Source organism: Rhizobium sp. KDH_Rht_773_N, from assembly GCF_052946295.1.
The window spans coordinates 2,302,683-2,324,848 of sequence record NZ_CM129525.1 but is presented as its reverse complement, the minus strand read 5'-3'; the positions used below and the strand labels follow the sequence as shown (position 1 = coordinate 2,324,848).

At 62.6% G+C, this 22,166-nt stretch carries 19 protein-coding genes and 1 riboswitch; of the genes, 12 read left to right on the top strand and 7 right to left on the bottom strand.

All coding sequences use genetic code 11. The features are described from left to right. Positions 1–88: 88 nt before the first annotated feature. Positions 89–293, bottom strand: a riboswitch (cobalamin riboswitch). A 40-nt stretch (positions 294–333) separates the two neighbouring features. Then, positions 334–2,649, bottom strand: a complete 2,316-nt coding sequence (locus tag ACU8HS_RS11665) for a heavy metal translocating P-type ATPase (RefSeq protein WP_113412840.1) — start codon at positions 2,647–2,649, stop codon at positions 334–336. A gap of 71 nt (positions 2,650–2,720) precedes the next feature. Here ACU8HS_RS11665 and ACU8HS_RS11660 point away from each other — a divergent pair, with 71 nt between their 5' ends. Together ACU8HS_RS11660 and ACU8HS_RS11655 are read left to right on the top strand one after the other, a co-directional pair. Beyond that, complete coding sequence (locus tag ACU8HS_RS11660) at positions 2,721–3,143, top strand: MerR family transcriptional regulator (protein ID WP_112563461.1); 423 nt, start codon at positions 2,721–2,723, stop codon at positions 3,141–3,143. A gap of 39 nt (positions 3,144–3,182) precedes the next feature. Further along, positions 3,183–4,394, top strand: coding sequence for a TIGR03862 family flavoprotein (locus ACU8HS_RS11655; RefSeq protein ID WP_113412839.1), 1,212 nt, complete (start codon positions 3,183–3,185; stop codon positions 4,392–4,394). On the opposite strand, the gene ACU8HS_RS11650 is transcribed toward ACU8HS_RS11655, so the two are convergent. Together ACU8HS_RS11650 and msrB are read right to left on the bottom strand one after the other, a co-directional pair. Next, on the bottom strand, positions 4,381–6,246 hold the full coding sequence (locus ACU8HS_RS11650; RefSeq protein WP_447014454.1) for a cytochrome c biogenesis protein DipZ: 1,866 nt from the start codon (positions 6,244–6,246) through the stop codon (positions 4,381–4,383). The genes ACU8HS_RS11655 and ACU8HS_RS11650 overlap by 14 nt on opposite strands. A 16-nt stretch (positions 6,247–6,262) precedes the next feature. Then, the gene (gene msrB, locus ACU8HS_RS11645) at positions 6,263–6,751 is read right to left on the bottom strand and encodes a peptide-methionine (R)-S-oxide reductase MsrB (protein ID WP_112703823.1); all 489 of its coding nucleotides are present in this window, start codon (positions 6,749–6,751) and stop codon (positions 6,263–6,265) included. 435 nt (positions 6,752–7,186) lie between these two features. Between msrB and ACU8HS_RS11640 the strand changes: the two genes are divergently transcribed. The 8 genes from ACU8HS_RS11640 to ACU8HS_RS11605 all read left to right on the top strand — a co-directional run bounded on the left by ACU8HS_RS11640 (position 7,187) and on the right by ACU8HS_RS11605 (position 17,282). Next, positions 7,187–8,146, top strand: coding sequence for a helix-turn-helix domain-containing protein (locus ACU8HS_RS11640; RefSeq protein ID WP_112563453.1), 960 nt, complete (start codon positions 7,187–7,189; stop codon positions 8,144–8,146). Between the two features lie 169 nt (positions 8,147–8,315). Beyond that, positions 8,316–9,824, top strand: a complete 1,509-nt coding sequence (gene adh / locus ACU8HS_RS11635) for an aldehyde dehydrogenase (RefSeq protein ID WP_112563451.1) — start codon at positions 8,316–8,318, stop codon at positions 9,822–9,824. Between the two features lie 73 nt (positions 9,825–9,897). Further along, positions 9,898–10,293: a DUF779 domain-containing protein gene (locus ACU8HS_RS11630; protein WP_112563449.1), complete on the top strand. Its 396-nt coding sequence runs from the start codon at positions 9,898–9,900 to the stop codon at positions 10,291–10,293. An 87-nt stretch (positions 10,294–10,380) separates the two neighbouring features. Continuing rightward, positions 10,381–10,977, top strand: coding sequence for a DJ-1/PfpI family protein (locus ACU8HS_RS11625; RefSeq protein ID WP_112563447.1), 597 nt, complete (start codon positions 10,381–10,383; stop codon positions 10,975–10,977). Positions 10,978–10,999: 22 nt separating this feature from the next. Further along, the gene (locus ACU8HS_RS11620; protein ID WP_112544467.1) at positions 11,000–11,350 is read left to right on the top strand and encodes a ribbon-helix-helix domain-containing protein; all 351 of its coding nucleotides are present in this window, start codon (positions 11,000–11,002) and stop codon (positions 11,348–11,350) included. Between the two features lie 183 nt (positions 11,351–11,533). Next, the gene (locus ACU8HS_RS11615) at positions 11,534–12,667 is read left to right on the top strand and encodes a calcium:proton antiporter (RefSeq protein WP_112563445.1); all 1,134 of its coding nucleotides are present in this window, start codon (positions 11,534–11,536) and stop codon (positions 12,665–12,667) included. 205 nt (positions 12,668–12,872) lie between these two features. Next, positions 12,873–14,072, top strand: a complete 1,200-nt coding sequence (locus ACU8HS_RS11610; RefSeq protein WP_112754863.1) for an efflux RND transporter periplasmic adaptor subunit — start codon at positions 12,873–12,875, stop codon at positions 14,070–14,072. A gap of 42 nt (positions 14,073–14,114) precedes the next feature. Further along, positions 14,115–17,282 carry an efflux RND transporter permease subunit gene (locus tag ACU8HS_RS11605; RefSeq protein ID WP_447014453.1) on the top strand — a complete coding sequence of 1,056 codons (3,168 nt, stop codon included), beginning with the start codon at positions 14,115–14,117 and terminating at the stop codon, positions 17,280–17,282. A 63-nt stretch (positions 17,283–17,345) separates the two neighbouring features. On the opposite strand, the gene ACU8HS_RS11600 is transcribed toward ACU8HS_RS11605, so the two are convergent. From ACU8HS_RS11600 to ACU8HS_RS11590, 3 genes are all read right to left on the bottom strand, one after another. Next, positions 17,346–17,675, bottom strand: coding sequence for a hypothetical protein (locus tag ACU8HS_RS11600; protein ID WP_112563439.1), 330 nt, complete (start codon positions 17,673–17,675; stop codon positions 17,346–17,348). Then, positions 17,672–18,460 (bottom strand): DUF2092 domain-containing protein, encoded by a 789-nt coding sequence (locus ACU8HS_RS11595; protein WP_447014452.1) that lies wholly within the window; start codon positions 18,458–18,460, stop codon positions 17,672–17,674. Before ACU8HS_RS11595 ends, ACU8HS_RS11600 begins: the two co-directional genes overlap by 4 nt. Positions 18,461–18,605: 145 nt before the next feature. After that, a complete protein-coding gene (locus ACU8HS_RS11590; protein ID WP_447015900.1) occupies positions 18,606–19,343 on the bottom strand; it encodes a hypothetical protein in 738 nt (245 codons plus the stop codon). Here ACU8HS_RS11590 and ACU8HS_RS11585 point away from each other — a divergent pair. Continuing rightward, positions 19,228–19,464, top strand: a complete 237-nt coding sequence (locus ACU8HS_RS11585; RefSeq protein ID WP_447015939.1) for a hypothetical protein — start codon at positions 19,228–19,230, stop codon at positions 19,462–19,464. The two genes, ACU8HS_RS11590 and ACU8HS_RS11585, sit on opposite strands and share 116 nt — an antisense overlap. A gap of 277 nt (positions 19,465–19,741) precedes the next feature. On the opposite strand, the gene ACU8HS_RS11580 is transcribed toward ACU8HS_RS11585, so the two are convergent. After that, entirely contained in the window at positions 19,742–20,641 is a 900-nt protein-coding gene (locus ACU8HS_RS11580; RefSeq protein ID WP_162706868.1) for a LysR family transcriptional regulator, read from the bottom strand. A gap of 156 nt (positions 20,642–20,797) precedes the next feature. Between ACU8HS_RS11580 and ACU8HS_RS11575 the strand changes: the two genes are divergently transcribed. Next, positions 20,798–22,141: an ABC transporter substrate-binding protein gene (locus ACU8HS_RS11575; protein ID WP_447014451.1), complete on the top strand. Its 1,344-nt coding sequence runs from the start codon at positions 20,798–20,800 to the stop codon at positions 22,139–22,141. The last annotated feature ends 25 nt before the right edge of the window (positions 22,142–22,166 follow it).

Genomic DNA, 22,166 nt, shown 5'->3' with positions numbered 1-22,166 from the left:
TGGGCAAGGCTCAGGCGCAACGCATCGACGAGGTGCGGCCACAGGCGTGCCGTCTCGCGCAAAGCGGCACACCGGGACACCCCGCCCGTGGACGTTATCTATCGCGGCAGGTCTCCTGGCTTGCGGGTCGTCGACATCGTCCAGTCTTCCCAGGCGTCTTCCCAGTGACGTCGTAGGACGGTGTCTATCCGCTTACAGTTGCGGGGGCAGCTCCGGTCTTGGCGATAGCCGCACCGAATTCCCTCTTAGCTCGGGATCGCCTGATCCCGAGAACCACGATGCGGCAAGCATGCACCCGCCGCATCCGAACGTCAAGATGACATAAAGAAATCTTTATGTCTTTATCTGAAGAAGGCGAAGCGCATTCATTGTCACCAGCACGGTCGCGCCCGTATCGGCGAGGATCGCCGGCCACAGGCCGGTCAGACCGATGATGGTGGTAACGAGGAACACGACTTTCAGCCCGAGCGCGATGCTGATGTTCTGGAAAATATTGCGCATCGTCCGCTTCGAAAGGTCGATCATGCGCGCCACGTCGCCGACACGCCCGTGCAGCACGGCAGCATCTGCCGTTTCCAGCGCCACGTCGGTGCCGCCGCCCATGGCGATGCCAACATCGGCGGATGCAAGTGCCGGCGCATCGTTGATGCCGTCGCCGACCTTGGCGACGAGCAGCCCTTCGCGCTTCAGTTCGCCGACGATGCGCTGCTTGTCCTGCGGCAGCAGCTCACCCTGCCAGTCGATGCCGAGATCGCCGGCAACGGCCGCTGCCGTGCGCTTGTTGTCGCCCGTCAGCATGATGGCGCGCACGCCCGCCGCCTTCAGCGTCGCAAGCCCGCTCTTTGCATCCTCGCGCGGCTCGTCGCGCATGGCAATCAGGCCGGCCGCAGCGCCGCTGACGAGCAGTACCGAAACGCTCTTGCCCGCGCCGTTCAGCACCGCGACCTGCTCATCCTGTTCGGCGTTCAACGCCCCCCGCTCGCGTGCGGCCGGCGGCGACAGGAGATCGAGCGTCTCGCCGCCCACCTTGCCGGTCACGCCCTTGCCGGGCAACGCTTCCACCTCGAAAGCGGGCGGCACGGGCACGCGATCGGCCTTGGCACGGTTGAGGATCGCCAGCGCAAGCGGATGGCTGGAGCCCTGCTCGAGAACGGCAGCGCGCGAAAGCACCTCCGCCTCCGAACGTCCATAGGCAATGATATCGGTGACCTGCGGCTTGCCTTCGGTCAGCGTGCCCGTCTTGTCGAAGGCGACGACCGTCACCTTGCCGAGCGATTCCAGGACCGCTCCGCCCTTCATCAGCAGACCGCGGCGCGCTCCCGCCGAAAGCGAGGCAGCAATTGCCGCCGGCGTGGAAATGACCAGCGCGCAGGGGCAGCCGATCAACAGGATCGCCAGACCCTTGTAGACCCACTCGCCCCATGCCCCGCCCGTCAGCAGCGGCGGCAGGACGGCGACCAGCGCCGCCACGACGACGACACCTGGCGTGTAATAGCGAGAGAACCGATCGATGAAGCGCTCCGTCGGTGCCTTCGATTCCTGGGCTTCCTCCACCAGTTTGACGACGCGGGCAATCGTATTGTCTTCGGCAGCGGCCGTGACGCGCACACGCAATGCGGCATCACCATTCACCGTCGCGGCAAACACCGTCTCACCTGCGCCTTTGCGCACCGGCGTGCTTTCGCCCGTCACCGGCGCCTCGTCGATCGCGCTTTCGCCGGAGAGAATAGTGCCATCAGCGGAAATCCGATCTCCCGGCCGAACGAGAATGACGGAACCGACCGCCAGCGTCTCGGCCGGCACTTCCTTCACCTCGCCGCCCGACTCCAGCAGCGCGTTCTTCGGCACCAGCGTCGTCAGCGACTGGATGCTGGCACGCGCCTTGCCGGCGGCGACGCCTTCGAGCAGTTCACCGACAAGGAACAGGAACACGACCGTGGCCGCCTCCTCGCCGGCATTGATGATGACCGCGCCGACGGCGGCAATCGTCATCAGCATTTCGATGGAAAAGGGCGTACCGGAAAGCGCCGCCATCACCGCACGGCGCGCGATCGGCACCAGCCCGACCAGCATAGCGACGACGAACGCATAGGAGGCGATCGGGGGCACCAGATGGCCCACGATATAGGCGACAATCAGGGCAAGGCCGGACAGGATCGTCAGCCGGCCTTTCCTGCTCTGCCACCAGGGGCCGGTCGTCGGCCCGTCACGGCCATGCAGGCCTTCGACTTCCCCGGCGCCATGCGAATGCCCGTGGCCCGAATGACCGTGACCGGCATGATCGTGACCGTGGCCTTCATGATCATGGTCGTGATGCCCGTGATCATCATGCTCATGCCCATGGTGATCATGGCTATGCTCGTGATCATGGTCATGATCGTGATGCGCATGGTCATCATCAGTCCTGCTTGCGCGCGCAGGAGCCTTGCCCGCAAGCGGCGCAACCGAATAGCCAAGGCCGGTCACTTTCTTCTCGATCGCCTTGAGATCGCTGCTGCCGTCGTGGCGCACCGTCATCGTGCCCGCCGTTACCGATACGGAGACGTCTTCGACGCCGGGCACACGCCGGACGGCCGTATCGATTTTCGTTGCGCAGGCGGCGCAATCCATGCCGCCAACCCGGTACCGTGCCTGTGCTGCTTCGCTCATGATGTAAATCCTTGCTTGTAGGCAGCATCCTTCCTACATCCTCTAGCGACTAGAGGTGCAAGAGGAAAATCATGAAAAAGATCACCATCGGTGAAGCCGCCCGCCAAAGCGGCGTCAAAGTGCCGACGATCCGCTATTATGAAGGCATCGGCCTATTATCTGCGCCGAGCCGCAGCGAAGGCAACCAGCGCTCCTACGAACCATCGGACCTCAACCGCCTCGCCTTCATCCGCCATGCCCGCGAACTGGGCTTCGAGATCGAGGCGATCCGCACGCTGCTGCAGCTCCAGGACGATCCGCACCAGTCCTGCGCCTCCGCCGACGCCATCGCCAAGGCGCGTCTCATCGAAGTCGAGCAGCGTATCCGCAGCCTGAACGCCCTGAAAGCGGAACTGGAGCTGATGGTCGAAGGCTGCGGCCATGGCCGCGTCGATCAGTGCCGGGTCATCGAGGTGCTTGCCGACCACGGCAAATGCGCCCATCCGCACCATTGATGACTTGCGCTCGCTGACCGCCCGCGCCAAGAAGGCGCGATGAAACAGAAGACGATCGCGATCATCGGCGGCGGCCCCGCCGGCCTTTCGGCGGCCGAAGTGCTGTCGGCAAACGGCCACGCCGTTTCCGTCTACGACGCGATGCCGACCTTTGCCCGCAAATTCCTGCTTGCCGGCAAATCCGGCCTTAACATCACCCATTCCGAAGATTACGAGCGTTTCGCCACCCGCTTCGGAAAGGCCAATCCCCGGCTGCGCGCCGCCCTCGACGCCTTCACGCCGGCCGATATCCGCGCCTGGGCGGCCGATCTCGGCACCGAAACCTTCGTCGGCTCCTCCGGCCGCGTCTTTCCCAAGGTGATGAAGGCCTCGCCGCTACTGCGCGCCTGGCTCGCCCGGCTGGAATCCCGCGGCGTCAAATTCTGCACCCGCCATCGCTGGGTTGGTTTTGCGCAGGGCGGCGACCTTTTCGAAACGCCCGAAGGCCGCAAGACCATAGCCTGCGATGCGACACTGCTCGCACTCGGCGGCGCGAGCTACCCGCGGCTTGGCTCGGATACCGGCTGGGTGCCGCTGCTGTCTGAACGCGGCATAGAAGTCGCACCGTTTCAGCCCGCCAATTGCGGCTTCGATGTCGCCTGGAGTGAGCTCTTCCGCATTCGTTTCGCCGGGGAGCCGCTGAAATCGGTGACGGTAACCTCGCGCGCCGGGACCTTTCCCGGCGAGTTCGTCATCAGCAGACACGGCATCGAAGGCAGCCTGATCTATGCGCACTCGGCCACTTTGCGCGATGACCTGCTGCGGCATGGCGAGGCAATGCTGACGGTCGATCTTGCTCCCGGTCGCAGCCTTGAACGTCTGTCCCGCGATCTCGCCCGGCACGATGCCAAGACGAGCTTTTCGAACCGCCTGCGCAAAGGCGCCGGGATCGATGGCGTCAAGGCCGCACTTCTCAGGGAGTTGACGCTGGAGTCGGAGCGCCACGATCCGCACAGACTCGCCGCCGCCATCAAGTCCCTGCCGATCCCGCTGCTGCGCCCACGCCCCATCGCCGAGGCCATATCCTCTGCCGGCGGCATCGCCTTCAGCGCAATCGACGAGACCTATATGCTGAAACATCTCCCCGGCATTTTTGCCGCCGGAGAGATGCTGGACTGGGAGGCGCCGACAGGCGGCTATCTGCTGACCGCCTGTTTCGCCACGGGCCGCGCTGCGGCCAGAGGCATCGTGGACTGGCTCAGCCGAAGGTGAAGGCGAAAGCCTGCACGCCGGGATCGAGGAAGCGGATCTCGAACGTGTGGTCGCCGACCGGCCCCGCTTCGCGCACCAGCTGGTAGAGCCGCTGCCCCGTCACCGTGCCGTTGCCATCGGCGTCGGTATCCACCCCGTGACCGTCGCCCGGCGCCTTGCCGTCAACCGTCACCGTGAAGCGCACCGGCTTGCCGTCCGCGCCGGGTCCGAGGACCAGATGCAGGTCGCGGGCATGGAAGCGATAGTAGATGCTGCCATCGGCGGCATTCAGCGATGCCTGTTCCGGGCCGACGGTCCAGTTGCCGGTCAGGCCCCATTCGTTCAGCTTGGGTGTTGCCGCGACGTAGTCATGCGCCGCATCGTTGATCGTGCCCTTGTCGTCGACAAAGTTTTCCGAACGCTGATAACCGATATAGGTTTCCGGCGATTGCACGTTGGCCGCATCCGAAGCGGCTTCTGCACCCGCGGCCTTCACGTCGACGATATCGCTGGAGACGTTGGTCTTGCCGGCTTCGGCAAGCAATTGCTGGATCACCCGTTCGGACTGGTCGTAATCGCCCTCGCCGAAATGGTGGTGGCGGATCTGCCCCTTCGCATCGATGAAATAATGCGCCGGCCAGTATTCGTTATCGAAGGCCCGCCAGATCGCATAGTCGTTGTCGACCGCGACGGGATAGGTAATGCCGAGATCGGAAATCGCCTTCTTCACGTTGGCGACGTTCTTCTCGAAGGCGAATTCCGGCGAATGCACGCCGATGACGACGAGGCCCTGATCCTTGTATTTCTCCGCCCAGGCTTTGACATAGGGAATGGCGCGCAGGCAGTTGATGCAGGAATAGGTCCAGAAATCGACAAGCACGACCTTGCCCTTCAGCTGCTCGGCCGTCAGCGGCGCGGAATTCAGCCATTGCACGGCCCCGTCGAGCGGCGGCATCTGGCCTTCGACCGGCAGCTGCTCGGCCACACCCTTCGGCTTCATCGCCATCATCATGCTGTTGCCGCTCATTGCGGCCGGATTGCCGGACATCATCGTCTGGTTGTTGGCCGTCATCGCCATCGAGCCGCCACCGCCCGCGGGCATGACGACCGACTTCATGGCGCCGGCATTGTCGGCCGTCTTCTGCTGACGGAACTGATCGACCAGCCCTTGTTCCAGAACATTGGTGCTGGCGAGCGAGGCCTGCGTCAGGAAGCCGGTATCCAGGCCGAGCGCGATCGCCACCACGGCGACGAGCACCGCAACGCCGACACCGCGCCGCAGCCATTCGCCGAGACCGAGCGACCGTTTCATCGCCTGATAGACCTTGCCGCCGATGAGAAGCGCCAAGGCCAGCGAGGTCGCGGCACCGAGCGCATAGGCAAGCAGCAGCAGCGTCGTGCCGACATTGGCCCCCTGCAGCGCCGCCCCCGTCAGGATCAGGCCGAGCACCGGCCCGGCGCAGGGCGCCCAGAGCAGGCCGGTCGCAACCCCGAGCAGCAGCGAGGCGGCTATGGCCGAGCCGCCGCCGCGCGTGCTTTGATCGGCCGATTGCGACAGGCGCGCGCCAAGCGAAACGAGCGGCCGCGTCAGATAATCCGATAGTGCCGGAAACAGCAGGACGATGCCGAAGACGGCGAGCAGCACGATGGCGGCGTAGCGGCCATATTCGTTGGCCTGCACGGCCCAGCCGCCGCCGACGGCTGCCAGCGTGGCGACCGCGGCAAATGTCGCCGCCATGCCGAGCAGCATCGGCAACGTGCTGCGCAGGAAGGGCTGGCCGGCGCGCGCAAAGACGAAGGGCAACACCGGCAGGATGCAGGGGCTGACGATCGTCAGCACCCCGCCGAGATAGGCAAGGACAAAGAGAAGCATCGTAATCGTCCGTCGATCAGGCAGAAGCCGGGTGGAATGTCATGGCAACGCCGTTCATGCAGTAGCGCAGCCCGGTCGGCTTCGGCCCGTCGTTGAAGACATGGCCGAGATGCCCGCCGCAGCGCCCGCAATGGACGGCATCGCGCACCATGCCGAAGGACGTGTCGCGCGTCGTGCCGACGACCTTGTCGTCAAGCGGCGCCCAGAAGCTCGGCCAGCCCGTGCCGCTATCGAACTTCGTGGCCGAAGAAAAGACGTCCTGGTCGCAGCCCGCGCAGGCGAAATTGCCCTTGCGCTCTTCGTGCAGCAGCGGGCTGGTGAAGGGATATTCCGTCCCCTCCTGCCGCAGCACCGAATATTGATCCGCAGTCAGCAGCTTGCGCCACTCTTCGTCGGTATGGGTGACGGCAAAGGTCTCCTCCGCCATCGCGGAACTGCCGAAACCAAGGCGCAGGGCAAAGGCGCCAAGTCCGGCAGTGGTCAGCAGCAATCGTCTGTTCATCATCGCTTTGCTCTCCTGGTCAGCAGCTGCGACAGGTTCATCTTCCCTGGTAGACAACGCCGGCTGGCATTTATTCCCGGCATGGCGATTTTTTCTTTCGCTGTTGCCTACTGAGGGAATTACGCAGCCGCGATCCGATCTGTTTCACCGCCATCAGCCCAAACACCGAAATGTGAAGTCAGAAATGCCGGCACTCGGCGCCTGCTGGTCGTTATATCTCCTTAGATACGACGCTATTGCGCAAAACCGCACGGACAAGCGGACAGCCGTTCATATTGTCGCGATCACGAGGGACGAGCCGCCGGGCATAACTGTCTCAGAATTGCGACATCCGCCGTCAGGCAAATTCCATCCATACAATCTGCCGTCAGGCCGGCTCGATTGCAAAGCCGCCGCATTTACATCAGAATATGCGCAAGTTCCGTGGGAGGAGCCTTCATGCACGAACAATCCGCGCATGCGGAGCATGTCTACACGTGCGCGCAGCAAAATTCGGCTGCGGCCAGCTCGCCGATTGTGGCTTCCTGGCGCCGATGCATGACCATGTATCGGCTTGCGCCGGAGGACAAACGCGCGCCGCTGCGCCTCACGGAACAGGAGTTCCGCCTTGCGCGAGAGCAATCCGAACAATTGATCGCCGAGGCCCGCGACGAACTCGACCGTCTCTTTGCGACTGTCGGCAAGGCTGGCTGCTGCCTGCTTTTGACCGATCGCAACGGCATTGCGCTGGAGCGTCGGGGGGCGGCCGGCAACGACAAGGAATTCCACGACCTCGGCCTCTGGACGGGTTCTGTCTGGACCGAGGCCAGCATCGGCACCAACGGCATCGGCACGGCGCTTGCCGATGAGCGCGCCGTCGCCGTCTTCCGCGACCAGCATTTTTATTGCTCCAACATCAAGCTGAGCTGCACCACGGCGCCGATCCGCGATCACCGCGGCCAGCTCGCCGCCGCCCTCGACATCTCCACCTGCCGCGACGACGTCAACGAGATGACGCTCACCATTCTCTCGCAGGCCGTGCGCGACGCGGCGATGCGCATCGAGCTCAACCTGTTCCGCTCCGCTTTTCCCGGTGCCCGTTTCGTCATGGTGCCGGCGGGCGCCAATTCCGCCAACGCATTGCTGGCCGTCGACCGCCATGATCTCGTCCTCGGCGCCACCCGCGCCGCCCGCCTTGCCCTCAAGCTGGACGACAGGCATATCGCCGCCGGCCTTCCGGCCTCCGATGCACTGCACGAAGGCCGCGTCTCGGGAGAAGAAGAGATGGCCGAAGCGGAGAAGGCAGCCCTTTTAAGGGCGCTGTCGCGCACCCACGGCAATGTCTCGCAGGCGGCCGCATCCCTCGGCATCAGCCGCGCCACGCTGCACAGGAAGATGAAAAAGCTCGACCTGCATTGAGGGTCGGGCAAGCGGTACGATCACAATTTCGTGGCGCTGCCCGAACCTGTCGCAACTCTGCGACACTGTGCACTGCGGTATTGGCCGGACGCCCTGTTCCCTCTGATAAAAGCGACACAGATTCCCCCCACTGGTTCGTTCCGGAACCTGTTCATCAAGGGAGGATGACATGCTTCATCAAAAAATCGTCGAGTCGCCGTTCAAGCTGAAATACGGCAACTATATCGGCGGCGAGTGGCGTGAGCCGATCGGCGGCAAATATTTCGACAACGTCACGCCCGTCACCGGCGGCAAGCTCTGCGAGATCCCGCGCTCCGATGAAAAGGACATCAACGCCGCGCTCGATGCCGCCCATGCCGCCAAGGATAAATGGGGCCGCACCTCCACCACCGAGCGCTCCAACATCCTCATGAAGATCGCCCAGCGCATGGAAGACAAGCTGGAGCTTCTGGCCCAGGCCGAAACCTGGGACAACGGCAAGCCGATCCGTGAAACCATGGCGGCCGACATTCCGCTCGCCATCGACCACTTCCGCTATTTCGCCTCCTGCATCCGTGCCCAGGAAGGCACGATCGGCGAAATCGATCACGACACCGTCGCCTACCACTTCCATGAACCGCTCGGCGTCGTCGGCCAGATCATACCCTGGAACTTCCCGATCCTGATGGCTGCCTGGAAACTGGCACCGGCCCTTGCCGCCGGCAACTGCGTCGTCATCAAGCCGGCCGAACAGACCCCCGCCTCGCTGCTTCTCTGGGCAGAACTCGTCGGCGATCTCCTGCCGCCCGGCGTGCTCAACATCGTCAACGGTTTCGGTCTCGAAGCCGGCAAGCCGCTCGCCTCCAGCCCGCGCATCGCCAAGATTGCGTTTACCGGCGAGACGACGACGGGTCGCCTCATCATGCAATATGCCAGCCAGAACCTCATTCCGGTCACGCTGGAACTCGGCGGCAAGTCGCCCAACATCTTCTTTGCCGATGTGGCGGCCGAAGACGACGATTTCTTCGACAAGGCGCTCGAAGGGTTCGCCATGTTCGCACTGAACCAGGGCGAAGTCTGCACCTGCCCGAGCCGCGCTCTCGTCCAGGAATCGATCTACGACCGTTTCATGGAGCGGGCCGTCAAACGCGTCGAAGCCATCAAGCAGGGCAACCCTCTCGATCCGGCAACGATGATCGGCGCACAGGCCTCCACCGAGCAGATGGAAAAGATCCTCGCCTATCTCGATATCGGCAAGCAGGAGGGCGCACAGGTGCTGACCGGCGGCTCGCGCAACGATCTCGGCGGCGAACTGTCTGACGGTTATTACATCAAGCCGACCATCTTCAAGGGCCACAACAAGATGCGTGTGTTCCAGGAGGAAATCTTCGGCCCGGTCGTCTCCGTCACCACCTTCAAGGATGAGAAGGAAGCGCTCGAAATCGCCAACGACACGCTCTACGGCCTCGGCGCCGGTGTCTGGACCCGCGACGGCAACCGCGCCTATCGCTTCGGCCGGGAAATCCAGGCCGGCCGCGTCTGGACCAATTGCTACCATGCCTATCCGGCCCATGCGGCCTTCGGCGGCTACAAGCAGTCCGGCATCGGCCGCGAAACGCACAAGATGATGCTCGACCACTACCAGCAGACCAAGAACATGCTGGTGAGCTACAGCCCGAAGAAGCTCGGCTTCTTCTGAGAAGCCGGCGATCGTGCTACTATCGAGCCTCCTCCCTTCACGGGGAGGAGGCATTGTCTTGGAGGAGGCAATCATGGAACAGATGGTCAATGGCGAGCCGCGCGTGCTCGCAACCGATGCAGCGCTCGACCTCATCAGGGAAATCCAGCGCGATTATCCCAAAATCCTCTTCCATCAGTCCGGCGGCTGCTGCGACGGTTCCTCACCCATGTGTTATCCGACCGACGATTTCATCGTCGGCGATCAGGACGTGAAGCTCGGCGAGATCGGCGGCGTGCCCGTCTATATCAGCGCCAGCCAGTTCGAAGCCTGGAAGCATACCCAGCTCATCATCGATGTCGTACCCGGCCGCGGCGGCATGTTTTCACTCGATAACGGCCGTGAAAAACGGTTCCTCACCCGCTCTCGCATGTTCGGCGGCGGCGAGGCCTGCGCCATTCCCGATGTCAGGACGCGGGAAACGACCTGATCGAGAAGCGCCTGTAGTATTCCCTTAGTACCCGCGGCCCGCGATCCTTTGTTAAAGTCCATCTGTTGGTTTTTACGGGAGGAAGAAATGCCAGCATCCAAGATCCTCATGATCACAGGCGATTTCACGGAAGACTACGAAACCATGGTGCCGTTCCAGACGCTGCTTGCCTGCGGCTACACGGTCCACGCCGTCTGCCCTGGCAAGACTGCCGGCCAGACGGTCGCCACCGCCATCCACGATTTCGAAGGCGACCAGACCTATTCGGAAAAGCGCGGCCATAATTTCGCGCTGAACGCCACCTTCGAAAGCGTGCGCGCGGAAGATTACGATGCGCTCGTCATTCCCGGCGGACGTGCCCCGGAATATCTTCGCCTCAACCCCGATGTCATCAAGGCCGTCAGGCATTTCTTCGATGCCAACAAGCCGGTCGCCGCGATCTGCCATGGCGCGCAGCTTCTGGCAGCCGCCGGCGTTCTCAAGGGCCGTACCTGCTCGGCCTATCCTGCCTGCCGCCCGGAAGTCGAGCTTGCCGGCGGCACCTATGCCGATATCGCGATCAGCGACGCGGTCTCCGACGGCAATCTCGTCACCGCGCCGGCCTGGCCGGCCCATCCCTCGTGGCTGCGCCAGTTCATGACGGTACTCGACGCGGCAACGACCCTGGAGACCAACGCCGCCTGAGCGGACTGGCGGGAGGAACGTGATGTGTGAGCTGTTCATCAAGGCCGATGCCAGGCTCTGGGAAAGCACGACCCGGTCGCTGCGCATCGACGGCATGGTCACCAGCGTGCGGCTGGAGAATTTCTTCTGGTCGAAACTGGAGGAAATCGCCGCCCGCGACGGCATGAACGTGGTCCAGCTGATCACCAGGCTGCACCACGAGTCGATCGATGCCGGCCACGATCTCGGCAATTTCACCTCGTTCCTGCGCGTCTGCTGCGCCCGCTATCTGGATCTCCAGCTTGCGGGCGATATTCCCGCCGATCTCTCAAGGCCCATTGCCGGCCTTAACGCCCCGGAAATTCTGGGGCGGGAGAAGCGGAAGTACCATTGAATTCGCCCTGAACCCGCGGCGATGATTTTTGGGTAGGCGGATTGCCCCTCTGCATGCGACAATCACGCCTGCCGCCGCCAGACCGCACCGCCCGGTTTGCCGGGGCGATGGGGACAGCGGAGGGCAAAATGCAAGCGATCGTGGTCGTGATGCGGCGGTATTGTGCGGCCGGCGGTGTTCCCAATGACTGACGGTTCGGCATTGCGCACGACGAACATGGCAGGTGCCATCCGCGAGGAATGGTTCCTTGGCGTCAGCGTCGCGACCAGCCTGGCTTTCCTTGCCTTCTCCGAGCAGATCTTCGCGAAAATTTCCGGCCCTTTCTGGTTTGCCGTCATTTTTCTCTGGCTTTTTTCCGTTGTGCTGGGCTCCGCCCTGTCGGTCGTTCGCCATGCCGATCATCTGGCCGAGCAGCTGCACGAGCCCTACGGAACCCTCATCCTGACCCTCGCCATCACCTCGATCGAAGTGATGGCGATCTCGGCTGTCATGCTGCATGGGGCAAACAATCCGACGCTCGCCCGCGACACGCTCTTTGCCGTCGTCATGATCATCTTGAACGGCATGGTGGGACTTTCGCTGCTCTCGGGCGCATGGCGGCGGCAAGACCAGCAGCATAATCTGCACGGCGCCAATGCCTATCTCGGTGTCATCGTGCCCCTGGCAACGCTCAGCCTCGTCATGCCGACATTTCTCGCCGGTCCGGATGGGCCGCACCCCTCGGCCCCGCGGCAGATGTTTCTCGGCATCGTCTCGATCGGCCTCTACGGCATATTTCTCCTGCTGCAGTCCGGCCGCCATCAACGTTACTTCGCCGATGACGGCAATCATCACGAACAGCATGCCGGCACCATGCGGCACCACCGGCCGGTATGGCATCACGCGCTGCTGCTGCTTGCCTATATGGGACCCGTCGTCTTCCTGGTCGAAGAACTTGCCCGGCCAATCGACTACGTGATCGAAACCCTGCACGCTCCGGCAGCATTCGGGGGCGTGATCATGGCGGTGCTGGTTGCGACACCCGAAGCGATCAGCGCCGTACGCGCCTCCGTCGCCAACCACCTGCAGCGCGCCATCAACATCTTCCTCGGCTCGGTCCTGTCGACGATCGGCCTGACCGTGCCGGCCATGCTGGCGATCAGCCACCTCTACGGGCACCCCGTCACCCTGGGGCTTCAGGGTCCGGATCTTGTCATGTTCGTGCTGACGCTCGCCGTCAGCATCATCACCTTTTCCAGCGGCCGCACCAACCTCATGCAGGGCGCGGTTCACCTGGTCCTGTTCCTGGCTTACGTGCTGCTCATTACCCAGCAGTAAGCAGGAAGATGCCCCGATTGAGCCCCCGCCCGGGCCAGGCGACCGCCAATCATTTAGGCGTACCTAAATTACATATCGTAACCTATTGCAATTTCGGGTAATCCCGCGACATAGTACCGCATGCCTGAAATATCCGGCGGCTTCTGGGGGCTGCCGTCAAGGCACGCATGAAGACCGGGGCACATAGATCGTCGGGGCAGCAAGAATGCGTGAGGGATTGCATCGGGGCCTGCAGATTTCCGTAATGATCGTCGGCATGGCAGCGCTCGCCGCCTGCGATGGAAGCAGCAACACCTACGTCCCGCCGCCGCCGCCCGCCGTCCGTGTCGCGCAGCCGGTCCAGGAGCCGGTCACCCTCTATTTCGATCTGACCGGCAATACGGCAGCGCTGAACGCAGTCGATATAGAAGCACGCGTCCAGGGCTATCTCCAGTCGATCGATTACCAGGACGGCATGGCGGTGACGAAGGGAACCAAGCTCTTCGGCATCGAGCGGGACACCTATCAGGCGCAGCTGGATCAGGCGAAGGCGACGCTCGCTTCGCAACAGGCATCCCAGGTCGGCGCCAAACAGGAATACGACCGCCAGCTCAACCTTATGAAGCAGCAGGTTACGACACAGACGGCCGTCGACAGCGCCAAGGCGACACTCGACGAGGCCAACGCCTCCATCCTCAACGCTCAGGCCAATCTGGAACTCGCGACGATCAACCTCGGCTATACGGAAGTGCTCGCCCCCTTCGACGGCATTGTGACCAACCATCTCGTCGATATCGGCACGCTCGTCGGCGTCTCAGGCCCGACCAAACTTGCGAGCATCGTCCAGACGGACCCGATCTATGCCTATTTCAACGTCAGCGAAACCCAGGTGCTGATGATCAAGGACATGCTCAGGAAACAGGGACGCACGTTCAGGCAGACCGACCTGCCGAGCATCCCCGCCGAGCTTGGCCTGCAATCCGAGGAAGGCTATCCGCACAAGGGGCATCTGGATTACGTCTCGCCGCAACTCGATGCGTCCACCGGCACGCTTCAGGTTCGGGCTCTCTTCGACAACAAGGACAAGGCCCTACTGCCCGGCCTCTTCGTGCGCGTTCGCGTACCGATCGGCCAGAACGAGAAGGCACTGCTCGTCCGCGACGATGCGATCGCCACGAACCAGCTCGGCAGCTATGTGCTCGTTCTCGGAAAGGACGACACGGTCGAGCAGAAACAGGTCAAGACGGGTCAGCGCGAGGGCGCTCTGCGCGTCATCGAATCCGGCCTCGACCCGGCCGACTGGGTTATCGTTCAGGGCATCCAGCAAGCCATACCCGGCGGCAAGGTCGCGCCGGAGAAAATCGATATGAAGACGCAGCCGGCAGAAGCCGGCGCCGATGCAAAGGCCGCAACGACGACACAATAAGATCCGCCACCACGCTTCATCTGAAGGTCCAGGGACAACAGCATGATCTCGCGCTTCTTCATCGAACGGCCGGTACTCGCCAACGTTCTGGCGTTGGTCTTCGTCCTCATCGGCGCGGTGGCTCTCTTCCAACTGCCGGTCGCCCAATATCCCAATGTCGTTCCGCCGACCGTGCAGGTGACGACCCGCTTCCCCGGTGCCAGCGCCAAAACGCTTGTCGATACGGTGGCCTTGCCGATCGAGCAGCAGGTCAACGGCGTGCAGGACATGCTTTACATGCAGTCGACGAGCGCAAGCGACGGCACCTATTCGCTGACCGTGACCTTTGCCATCGGAACCGATCCCGATCAGGCGCAGGTGCTGGTGCAGAACCGTGTCGCCATCGCCATGTCGTCGCTTCCGCAATCGGTGCAGGTCCAGGGCGTTTCCACCCAGAAGAAATCGACCGCGATCCTCGGCTTCGTCAGCCTGACGTCTCCCGACAGCCGCTATGACAGCCTGTTCCTCTCCAACTATGCGGTCATCAACCTGCAGAACGAACTGGCCCGTCTGCCGGGCGTCGGCAACATCACCGTCTTCGGCGCCGGCCAGTATGCGATGCGCATCTGGATGGATCCGAACCTGCTTCAGGCCCGCGGGCTGACGCCGCAGGATGTCGTCAATGTCGTGCAGCAGCAGAGCCAGGAAGTGACGGCCGGCCAGATCGGCATTCCGCCGGTTCCGGCGGGCCAGACCTTCCAATATACGCTCAACATCAACGGCCGGCTGAACGACGCCGTCGACTACGAGAACATCATCGTCAAGGTCGATGGCGCCGATGGCGGCCGGGTGACGCGGATACGCGATATCGGCCGGGTCGAACTGGGTGCGCAGACCTATAGCCAGACCTTCATGCAGAATGGCCGCCCGGCTGCCGGCATCGGTATTTCGCAGCTGCCGGAGGCAAATGCCATTGCGGTGGCCCAGGCGGTCGATGCGAAGATGGCGGAACTCGCCAAGGCCTTCCCGCCCGGCCTCGAATATCATCTGCCCTTCGACACGACGAAATTCGTCAAGGCCTCCATCAACGAGGTCTATGTTACGCTGATAGAGGCGGGCATTCTCGTTCTCATCGTCATCCTGCTGTTCCTGCAGGACTGGCGGGCCATGCTCGTGCCGGCGACGACGGTGCCCGTCACCATTATCGGCGCCTTTGCGGCAATGGCCGCCATGGGCTTTACGGTCAATCTGTCCACCCTGTTTGCGATCGTGCTTGCCATCGGCATCGTCGTCGATGACGCCATCGTCATCGTCGAAGGGGTCGCAAGGCACATCGAGGCGGGCATGTCCGGCCGCCAGGCCGCCGAAAAGGCGATGGACGAACTGCTCGGCCCGGTCATCGGCATTACGCTGGTGCTGATGGCCGTCTTCATTCCGGCGGCCTTCCTGCCGGGGCTGACGGGCCAGCTCTACCGGCAATTCGCTCTCGTCATCGCCGCCACGGCGCTGATCAGCGCCATCAACGCCGTGACGCTGAAACCGACGCAATGCGCGCTCTGGCTGCGCACGCCGGTGCCGCCCGAAAAACGCAATTTCGTCTACCGCGGTTTCAACAGGATCTACGACTGGGGCGAACGCGGATATGTCCGGCTGATCGGCGCGATGACGCGCCACGCCACCATCATGGTCGCATTGGCGCTGGCATTGATGGGCGTCGCCGTCTGGGGCCTCACGCGCGTACCGACCGCCTTCCTGCCGATCGAGGATCAGGGCTACGTGCTGATCGGCGCACAATTGCCCGACGGCGCATCCAAGGAGCGCACCGATGCCGTGATGGCGGACGTCGGCAAGATCGCCCAGGCCACACCCGGCGTCGATCAGGTCCTGACGATCAGCGGCATATCCGTTCTTGATAACAATGCCAGCCTGCAGAATGCCGGTGTTGCCTATGTCGTGCTGAAGGACTGGGACGAAAGGCTGAAGGAAAAGGGTCAGGATCTCCTGTCCATCTACCAGCATCTGAACGGCGCGCTGGAAAGCATACTGGTCGCAAAAACCCTGGTCATCGTGCCGCCCCCTATCCAGGGCGTCGGCAATGCCAGCGGCTTTACGATGCAGGTGGAACTCAAGAACGGCGTTTCCGACTATGCGCTGTTGCAGTCCCTGACCGACACGATCGTCAAGAACGGCGAAGCCCAATCATCGCTGCAAAGGCTGAGCACGTCGTTCCGTTCGAACGTGCCGCAACTAGAGGTCGTGGTCGACCGCATCAAGGCCGAGACGCTGGGTGTCACCGTCGGCCAGGTTTTCTCCGCGCTGTCGGGCTATGTCGGATCGAGCTACGTGACACAGTTCAACAAGTTTGGCCGTACGTTCCAGGTCTATGCCCAGGCATCCCCGCAATTCCGCGTCAGCCCCGACGACATCCGCAATCTGGAGGTCAAGGCGGGCGACGGCACGATGGTGCCGCTCGGAACCGTCGTCGATATCAGGCCGATGCAAGGCCCCTCGCTGATCAGCCTCTATAATCTCTACCCGTCCGCAACCATCGTTGGCGGACCTGCCGCCGGCTTCAGCTCCGGCCAGGCGCTCGACGTCATGGAACAGATCGCCGACCAGACCTTGCCGATCGGGACCGGCTATGAATGGACGGCGCTCTCCTATCAGGAAAAGGCGGTCGGCGGACAGATCTACTATATATTCGCGCTCGGCATGCTGCTCGTCTACTTCGTGCTTGCGGGTCAATATGAAAGCTGGATCCTGCCGCTTGCCGTGCTGCTGGCCGTTCCGCTTGCCCTGCTCGGCACGGTCGGCGCGCTGATGGCGGCGGGTGTCGCCAACAATCTCTATACCCAGATCGGTTTGATCCTGCTGATCGCGCTGGCATCGAAAAACGCCATCCTGATCGTCGAATATGCGCGTGAAAAACGCGAGGAAGGCATGGAGATCCTGGCTGCAGCGGTCGAGGCTGCCCGCCTGCGTTTCCGTCCGATCCTCATGACATCCTTCGCCTTCATTCTGGGTGTCCTGCCGCTCGTTCTGGCAACCGGCGCCGGCGCCTCCGCCCGCAAATCGATCGGCATATCGGTCTTCAGCGGCATGATCGCTTCGACCTGCCTTGCCGTGCTGTTCGTCCCGTCCTTCTACGTGGTGCTGCAGCGCCTTGAAGAATTCAGAAAGCGCCGCAGCAAGGCCCCGGCTGTCGCAGAGGCGGAGATGAACGTGCAATAGGGCCGTCCCGGCGGCATTTCCGCAATCCGGGTGAAGCGGAAATGCCCGAGCCTCCGACAGGGCCTACTCTACGATCACCTGCACGTAGACGCCGCCGCTCTTGGCGTAGTAGAGGCCGCCGCAGCGGTAATAATAGCCGCCGTAATAGGGGCCGTAGATGCAGCCGGGAGGCAGAACGGCAATCGTCGTCGCCGTTCGCCGGACGACCCGGCGCGTCGTGCGCCGGGCGACACCGGCATAGGAGAGTGGCGTCAACGGCCGGCCGATCACGGCGCCCGCCGGTGTGGCAAAGCCGATCGACACCGGCAGCGGGCCGTTCGCCTCCAGGCGAAAATCGGCAAAGGCCATCGCACCGGCAAGGCAGAGGGCGAAAAAGAGCTTGCTGCGGGTCATTGCATACCTCCTGTAACGGTCGGTGCCGGAAGCTCATCGATCGATTGCAGTTCGCTCAGGTCCACGGTCTTGGCATTGGCCGGGATCTCGATGTCGTAGGATGTGGCGGCAACCTCCGCGCCACTTTTGAAGTCGCGGATCTCGAGTGTGTATTGCGGTGCCTGGACGACGTGTTTGCTGGTGATCACATAGCGTCGCGGTATCGGCTGCGGACCCGTCTGAATCCAGATCTGCCAGTCGAGTTCCGGTGTGCGGAAAGCCAGGTAGGCGCATTCCACGCCATCCACAAAGGCGCTGGAAATGTGCTTTGCCTCGGTCACGTCGGTCATCAGGATATCGTAGACATGATCGGACAGAAGATCGGCGCCCGGCGCTTCCACGCCGGCGTCGGCGAGCCTGTCGATCAGCTCGTCGAGCGAGCCCTTGCCGGCGATCTTCGCATAGGCATCGAGGTTCTTGCCATGTACGGTCAGCGTCGAACCGTCGAAGCTGACGTCGATATCCGCAAAGCCTCCGGTTCTGGTGACGCGCAGCTTGTCGGGCCGGGTGATATTGGCCGTGCCCGAACTGACGAATTGCAGCTTCTCGAAGTCCGGCGTCACCGCCTCGAGCGAGGATTGGTAGCTGAAGGATATCGTCTTCTGCGCCACCAGAAAATCGGACATGGCCTTGAGAAGCTCTTTTGCGTCATCCGCCCATGCATGCGTCGGCAGCACAAGGCCGGCGGCAACGGCGCAATAGCGCAGTATTCGTTTCAATCGCGATAAATGAGAAGTCGATGACATGGCAACTGCCTTTCATTTGTGTCGTCATTGAATTCATCGCATGCGGACAGTCGGGGTCGTCTACGGCGCGGCTCTGCAGAACCATCAGGAGAATGCCTGACGGCTCAGGCATTCCCGGCAAAACCGGATAAGAATTGGAAGCGCGCTACAGGCCTGAGGTCAGAACTTTATGGCAGGCCGGCGAAACGCGCTGCAGATTGTCCCGCAGGCATGCGATCACCCGTCCGCCGCCGATTGGCACCATCCGGCAGAAAGCGCGGAAGTCAGGCCCGCAGCTTTCCCGCACGATCATCACCTCCTCGCGCGGAGAAAAGTCGGGCATGGCAGCCGGCCGGGTTGCCGGCGGCGCGGCGGCTGCCGCAGCACCCGCGCCGGCCGCGGGCGCGCCCGCCGTGCCGATGGCTGCGACGGCCTGCTGGCAAGGCGCCGACAGGCGGGCGCTATGCTGTTGCAGGCAGGAAAGCGCTGCAGCGCCTCCCGGGGTCACGCCGGAACATTGCGCCATGAAGTCGGAGCGGCAGGCCGACTTGACGGCATCGCGCTGCGCCTCGGTCGGCTGGGCCGCCGCCTGAGTGCCGGCCGACGGGGCCGGCGTCGCCGTCCCTGTCGTGGCGGGCGCTGTCTGAGACGGCTCCACGGATGTCGATTTCGGCTTGGCGGTAATCGCCGATACGGCCTTGCGGCAGGCAGGGGAGAGGGTGGCGTCGTGTTGCTGCAGGCAATTCAGCGCCTCCATGCCTCCCGGCTGCACGCCGGAGCATTGCGCCATGAAATCGGACCGGCAGGCCGATCTGACCGCGCTCTTCTGCTCTTCGGTCGGCGCCTGTGCGAAAGCCAATCCGCAGAAAAGACCAGCCGCGCAGAAGACGCCCAGCTGCGACAGGCCGAACGAAAACCAGCGCCCCTTGCGTGTTGCCGATCGAGAAGATGCATATTTTCGCATTGTCCCCTCCCTCGAAAGTTCATCGATCTACGGCATGAAAACAATTGTTCCGGCTGAATGAGACGGCAGGTCTCAAGAGGTCGAAAAACCAGAACGTGCAGACGTTAAAGTTCCACGCAAGATTACTTTACCACGTTCGAATATTCGATAGTAGACCTGAATATTCGAAGAAGTGTTAGTTGCCGTTACTGTAGCAATAACCCATAAGTACTATGTTCTTCTGCGCATCAGCAACGCAGCCGGAACCGTCTGCGCTTCGCGCCGGCTCGTTCTGCTTGCCGCAACCGGTGGCATTCGGAAAGCAATGGCCACGCGGCGCTCTCGCCGCCACGCCCGTGCTATGTCGGGACCGAAAGCCTGCGCAGAATTTCGGTCAGCCGGAAAACCACTTCACGGCTGGCGCGGCTGAGCGGCCGCTGATGGCCGGTGACGAGCGTGACGTGCCGGGTGATGAAGGGATTGCGGATGACGCTGCTTGCAAACATCCCGTGCCGCGTCTCGTCGGCAATCGTATGCGGCGCCTTCACCATGTAGCAGCCGCAATGGGCGGCCATCGCCTTCTGGCCAATGGTGGAATCGACGTCGGCGATGATGTTCAGCGGCACTTTCATCCGCCGTGCGACGGAATCCACCATGATGCGCAAGCCGTTGGTGCGGGCCGGCAGAACGAGATCGAATTCTGAAAGCCGCGCGAAATCGATTTCCGGCGGCAGGTTCCACCCCTCCCGCGGGCCGGCAAGCACAAGCTGGGATTCCAGCAGCAGTGCGTTCCGGCTCCACGGCCCCTCGCGATATTTGCTGTAGGCGCCGATGTCGATCGTGCCTTCCGCCAACCAGCGCTCGATCTGGTCGCTGAAGCCCTCGTAGACCTGCAGGCGGATGCCCGGAAGCTCGGCGCGCAATTCGTTGACGAGGCGGGGAATGGCCGGCTCCACGATCGATGTCGGCAGCCCGATGGAGACGATTCCGCTCGGCAAGCGGCTGAAAGCCTTGAGATCTTCGGCAGCCTGGTCCGCCTCGCGCAGCAGGAAGCGGGCCTTTGTCAGCGCCTCCTCGCCAAGCTCGGATAGCGTAACGCCGCGGCCTGTCCGATAAAATAGCGGCCCGTCCCATTCCGCCTCCAGATCGCTGATCACCCGGCTGACGGTCGGCTGCGCCACCCCTGTCGTGACGGCCGCCTTGCTGAAGCTGCCGAGTTCCGCCGCGCGCACGAATATCCTGAGATCGGCAAGCTCCATCGCCCGTCCTCCCATACGGAAAATGAATATCCGATATAGGTAACATGTAGTGGACGAATGGCAAAGCAGCAGTTTAACCTTCTGTTCATGCACGGAGGAGGCCTGCGCAAAGAGCAGGTTGTGCATTCGGAAGTATTTCACGGGAGGATAGTGGCAATGTTTGCCAGAACACGCATGTATTTGTCTGTCGGAAGCGGGTTGACAGCGCTGTTGATATCAAGCGCTGCATGGGCGGAAACGCAGGTCGTCCGCTTTCTTCATAATGAAACCGATCCGCCGAGCATCGAATTCTTCAACAAGGCGATCAAGGAATTCGAGGCTCAGAACCCCGATATCAAGATCGAGATGGAAGCCGTCAGCACCGACGGGCGGCTGCAGAAAGTCCTGGCCTCCATCAACACCAAGACCATGCCGGAAATCTTCAAGATCCTTCCGGAAGAGCGCTTCGAATTTGCCCGCAAGGGGTATCTCGTACCGCTTGACGACATGGTCAGCGAAATCGGCCGTGACGACTACGTGCCCGGCTCCCTCGTACCGGTCGAAGGCAAGATCTTCGACATTCCCTACACGCTCGGCAATTACGGCGTGCTCTGGCAGCGCGACGACCTTCTGAAGGCGAAGGGCATTTCCACCCCCAAGACCTGGGACGACCTGCTTGCCGACGCCAAGGCGCTGACCGGCGACGGCAATTTCGGCTTCATGTTCCCCGCCGGCAAGAACCGCATGACCGGCATCTTTCTGTCGCAGATGATCTGGGGTGCCGGCGGCACCTATTTCGACAAAGATCTGAACGTCACCTTCAACAATCCGGGCACCGTCAAGGCGCTGACCTTCCTGCAGCAGATCGCCAAATTCTCGCCGCAGGGCGTCGGTTCCTATTCCTATGGTGACATGATCAACGTCTATCTGACGGGCAAGATCGGCATCGATATCTATGCGCCGCGCCTCATCGCCAATGCGGCCCTGAACACGCCCGATCTCTTCAAGAACACCAGCGCCGGTGATATTCCGTTAGGCCCGAGCGGCGTTCCGGTGAAATTCGTCAACTCCAACAGCTTCGCTCTGTCTTCCGAAGCGGTTGGCGCCAAGAATGTCGATGCGGCCCGCAAGTTCCTGAAGTTCATCGTCACCGGCGACCGGCTCAGGGATTTCTCGCTCACCGTTCACCCGCACCTCATCCCGCCGCTCAAGGACGTGCAGGAAGAGGTCATCAAGGCGGGCGCGGCCGCAAGCCTGAGCGGCCGCGAGGATATTTCCCGCATCGCCTTCGACACGTCGAACTCGCTCGATTTCGAATCCGAGGCCGGCGCCCAGTTCAAGGACGGCAAGGTCATCCGCTCCGGCGTGGTCAATCCTTACATCGGCTCGATCGTCGCCCGCGACATCCCGGCCCAGGTCGTCCAGCGTGTCGTCCTTCAGGGTGAGGACCCGGCAAAGGCTGCCGCCTGGGGCCAGGAGCGTATGCAGGCCATCGTCGACGATCTGAAGAAGAAGAAATAGCCCAGCGTAGAAAGTCCGCGTGCCG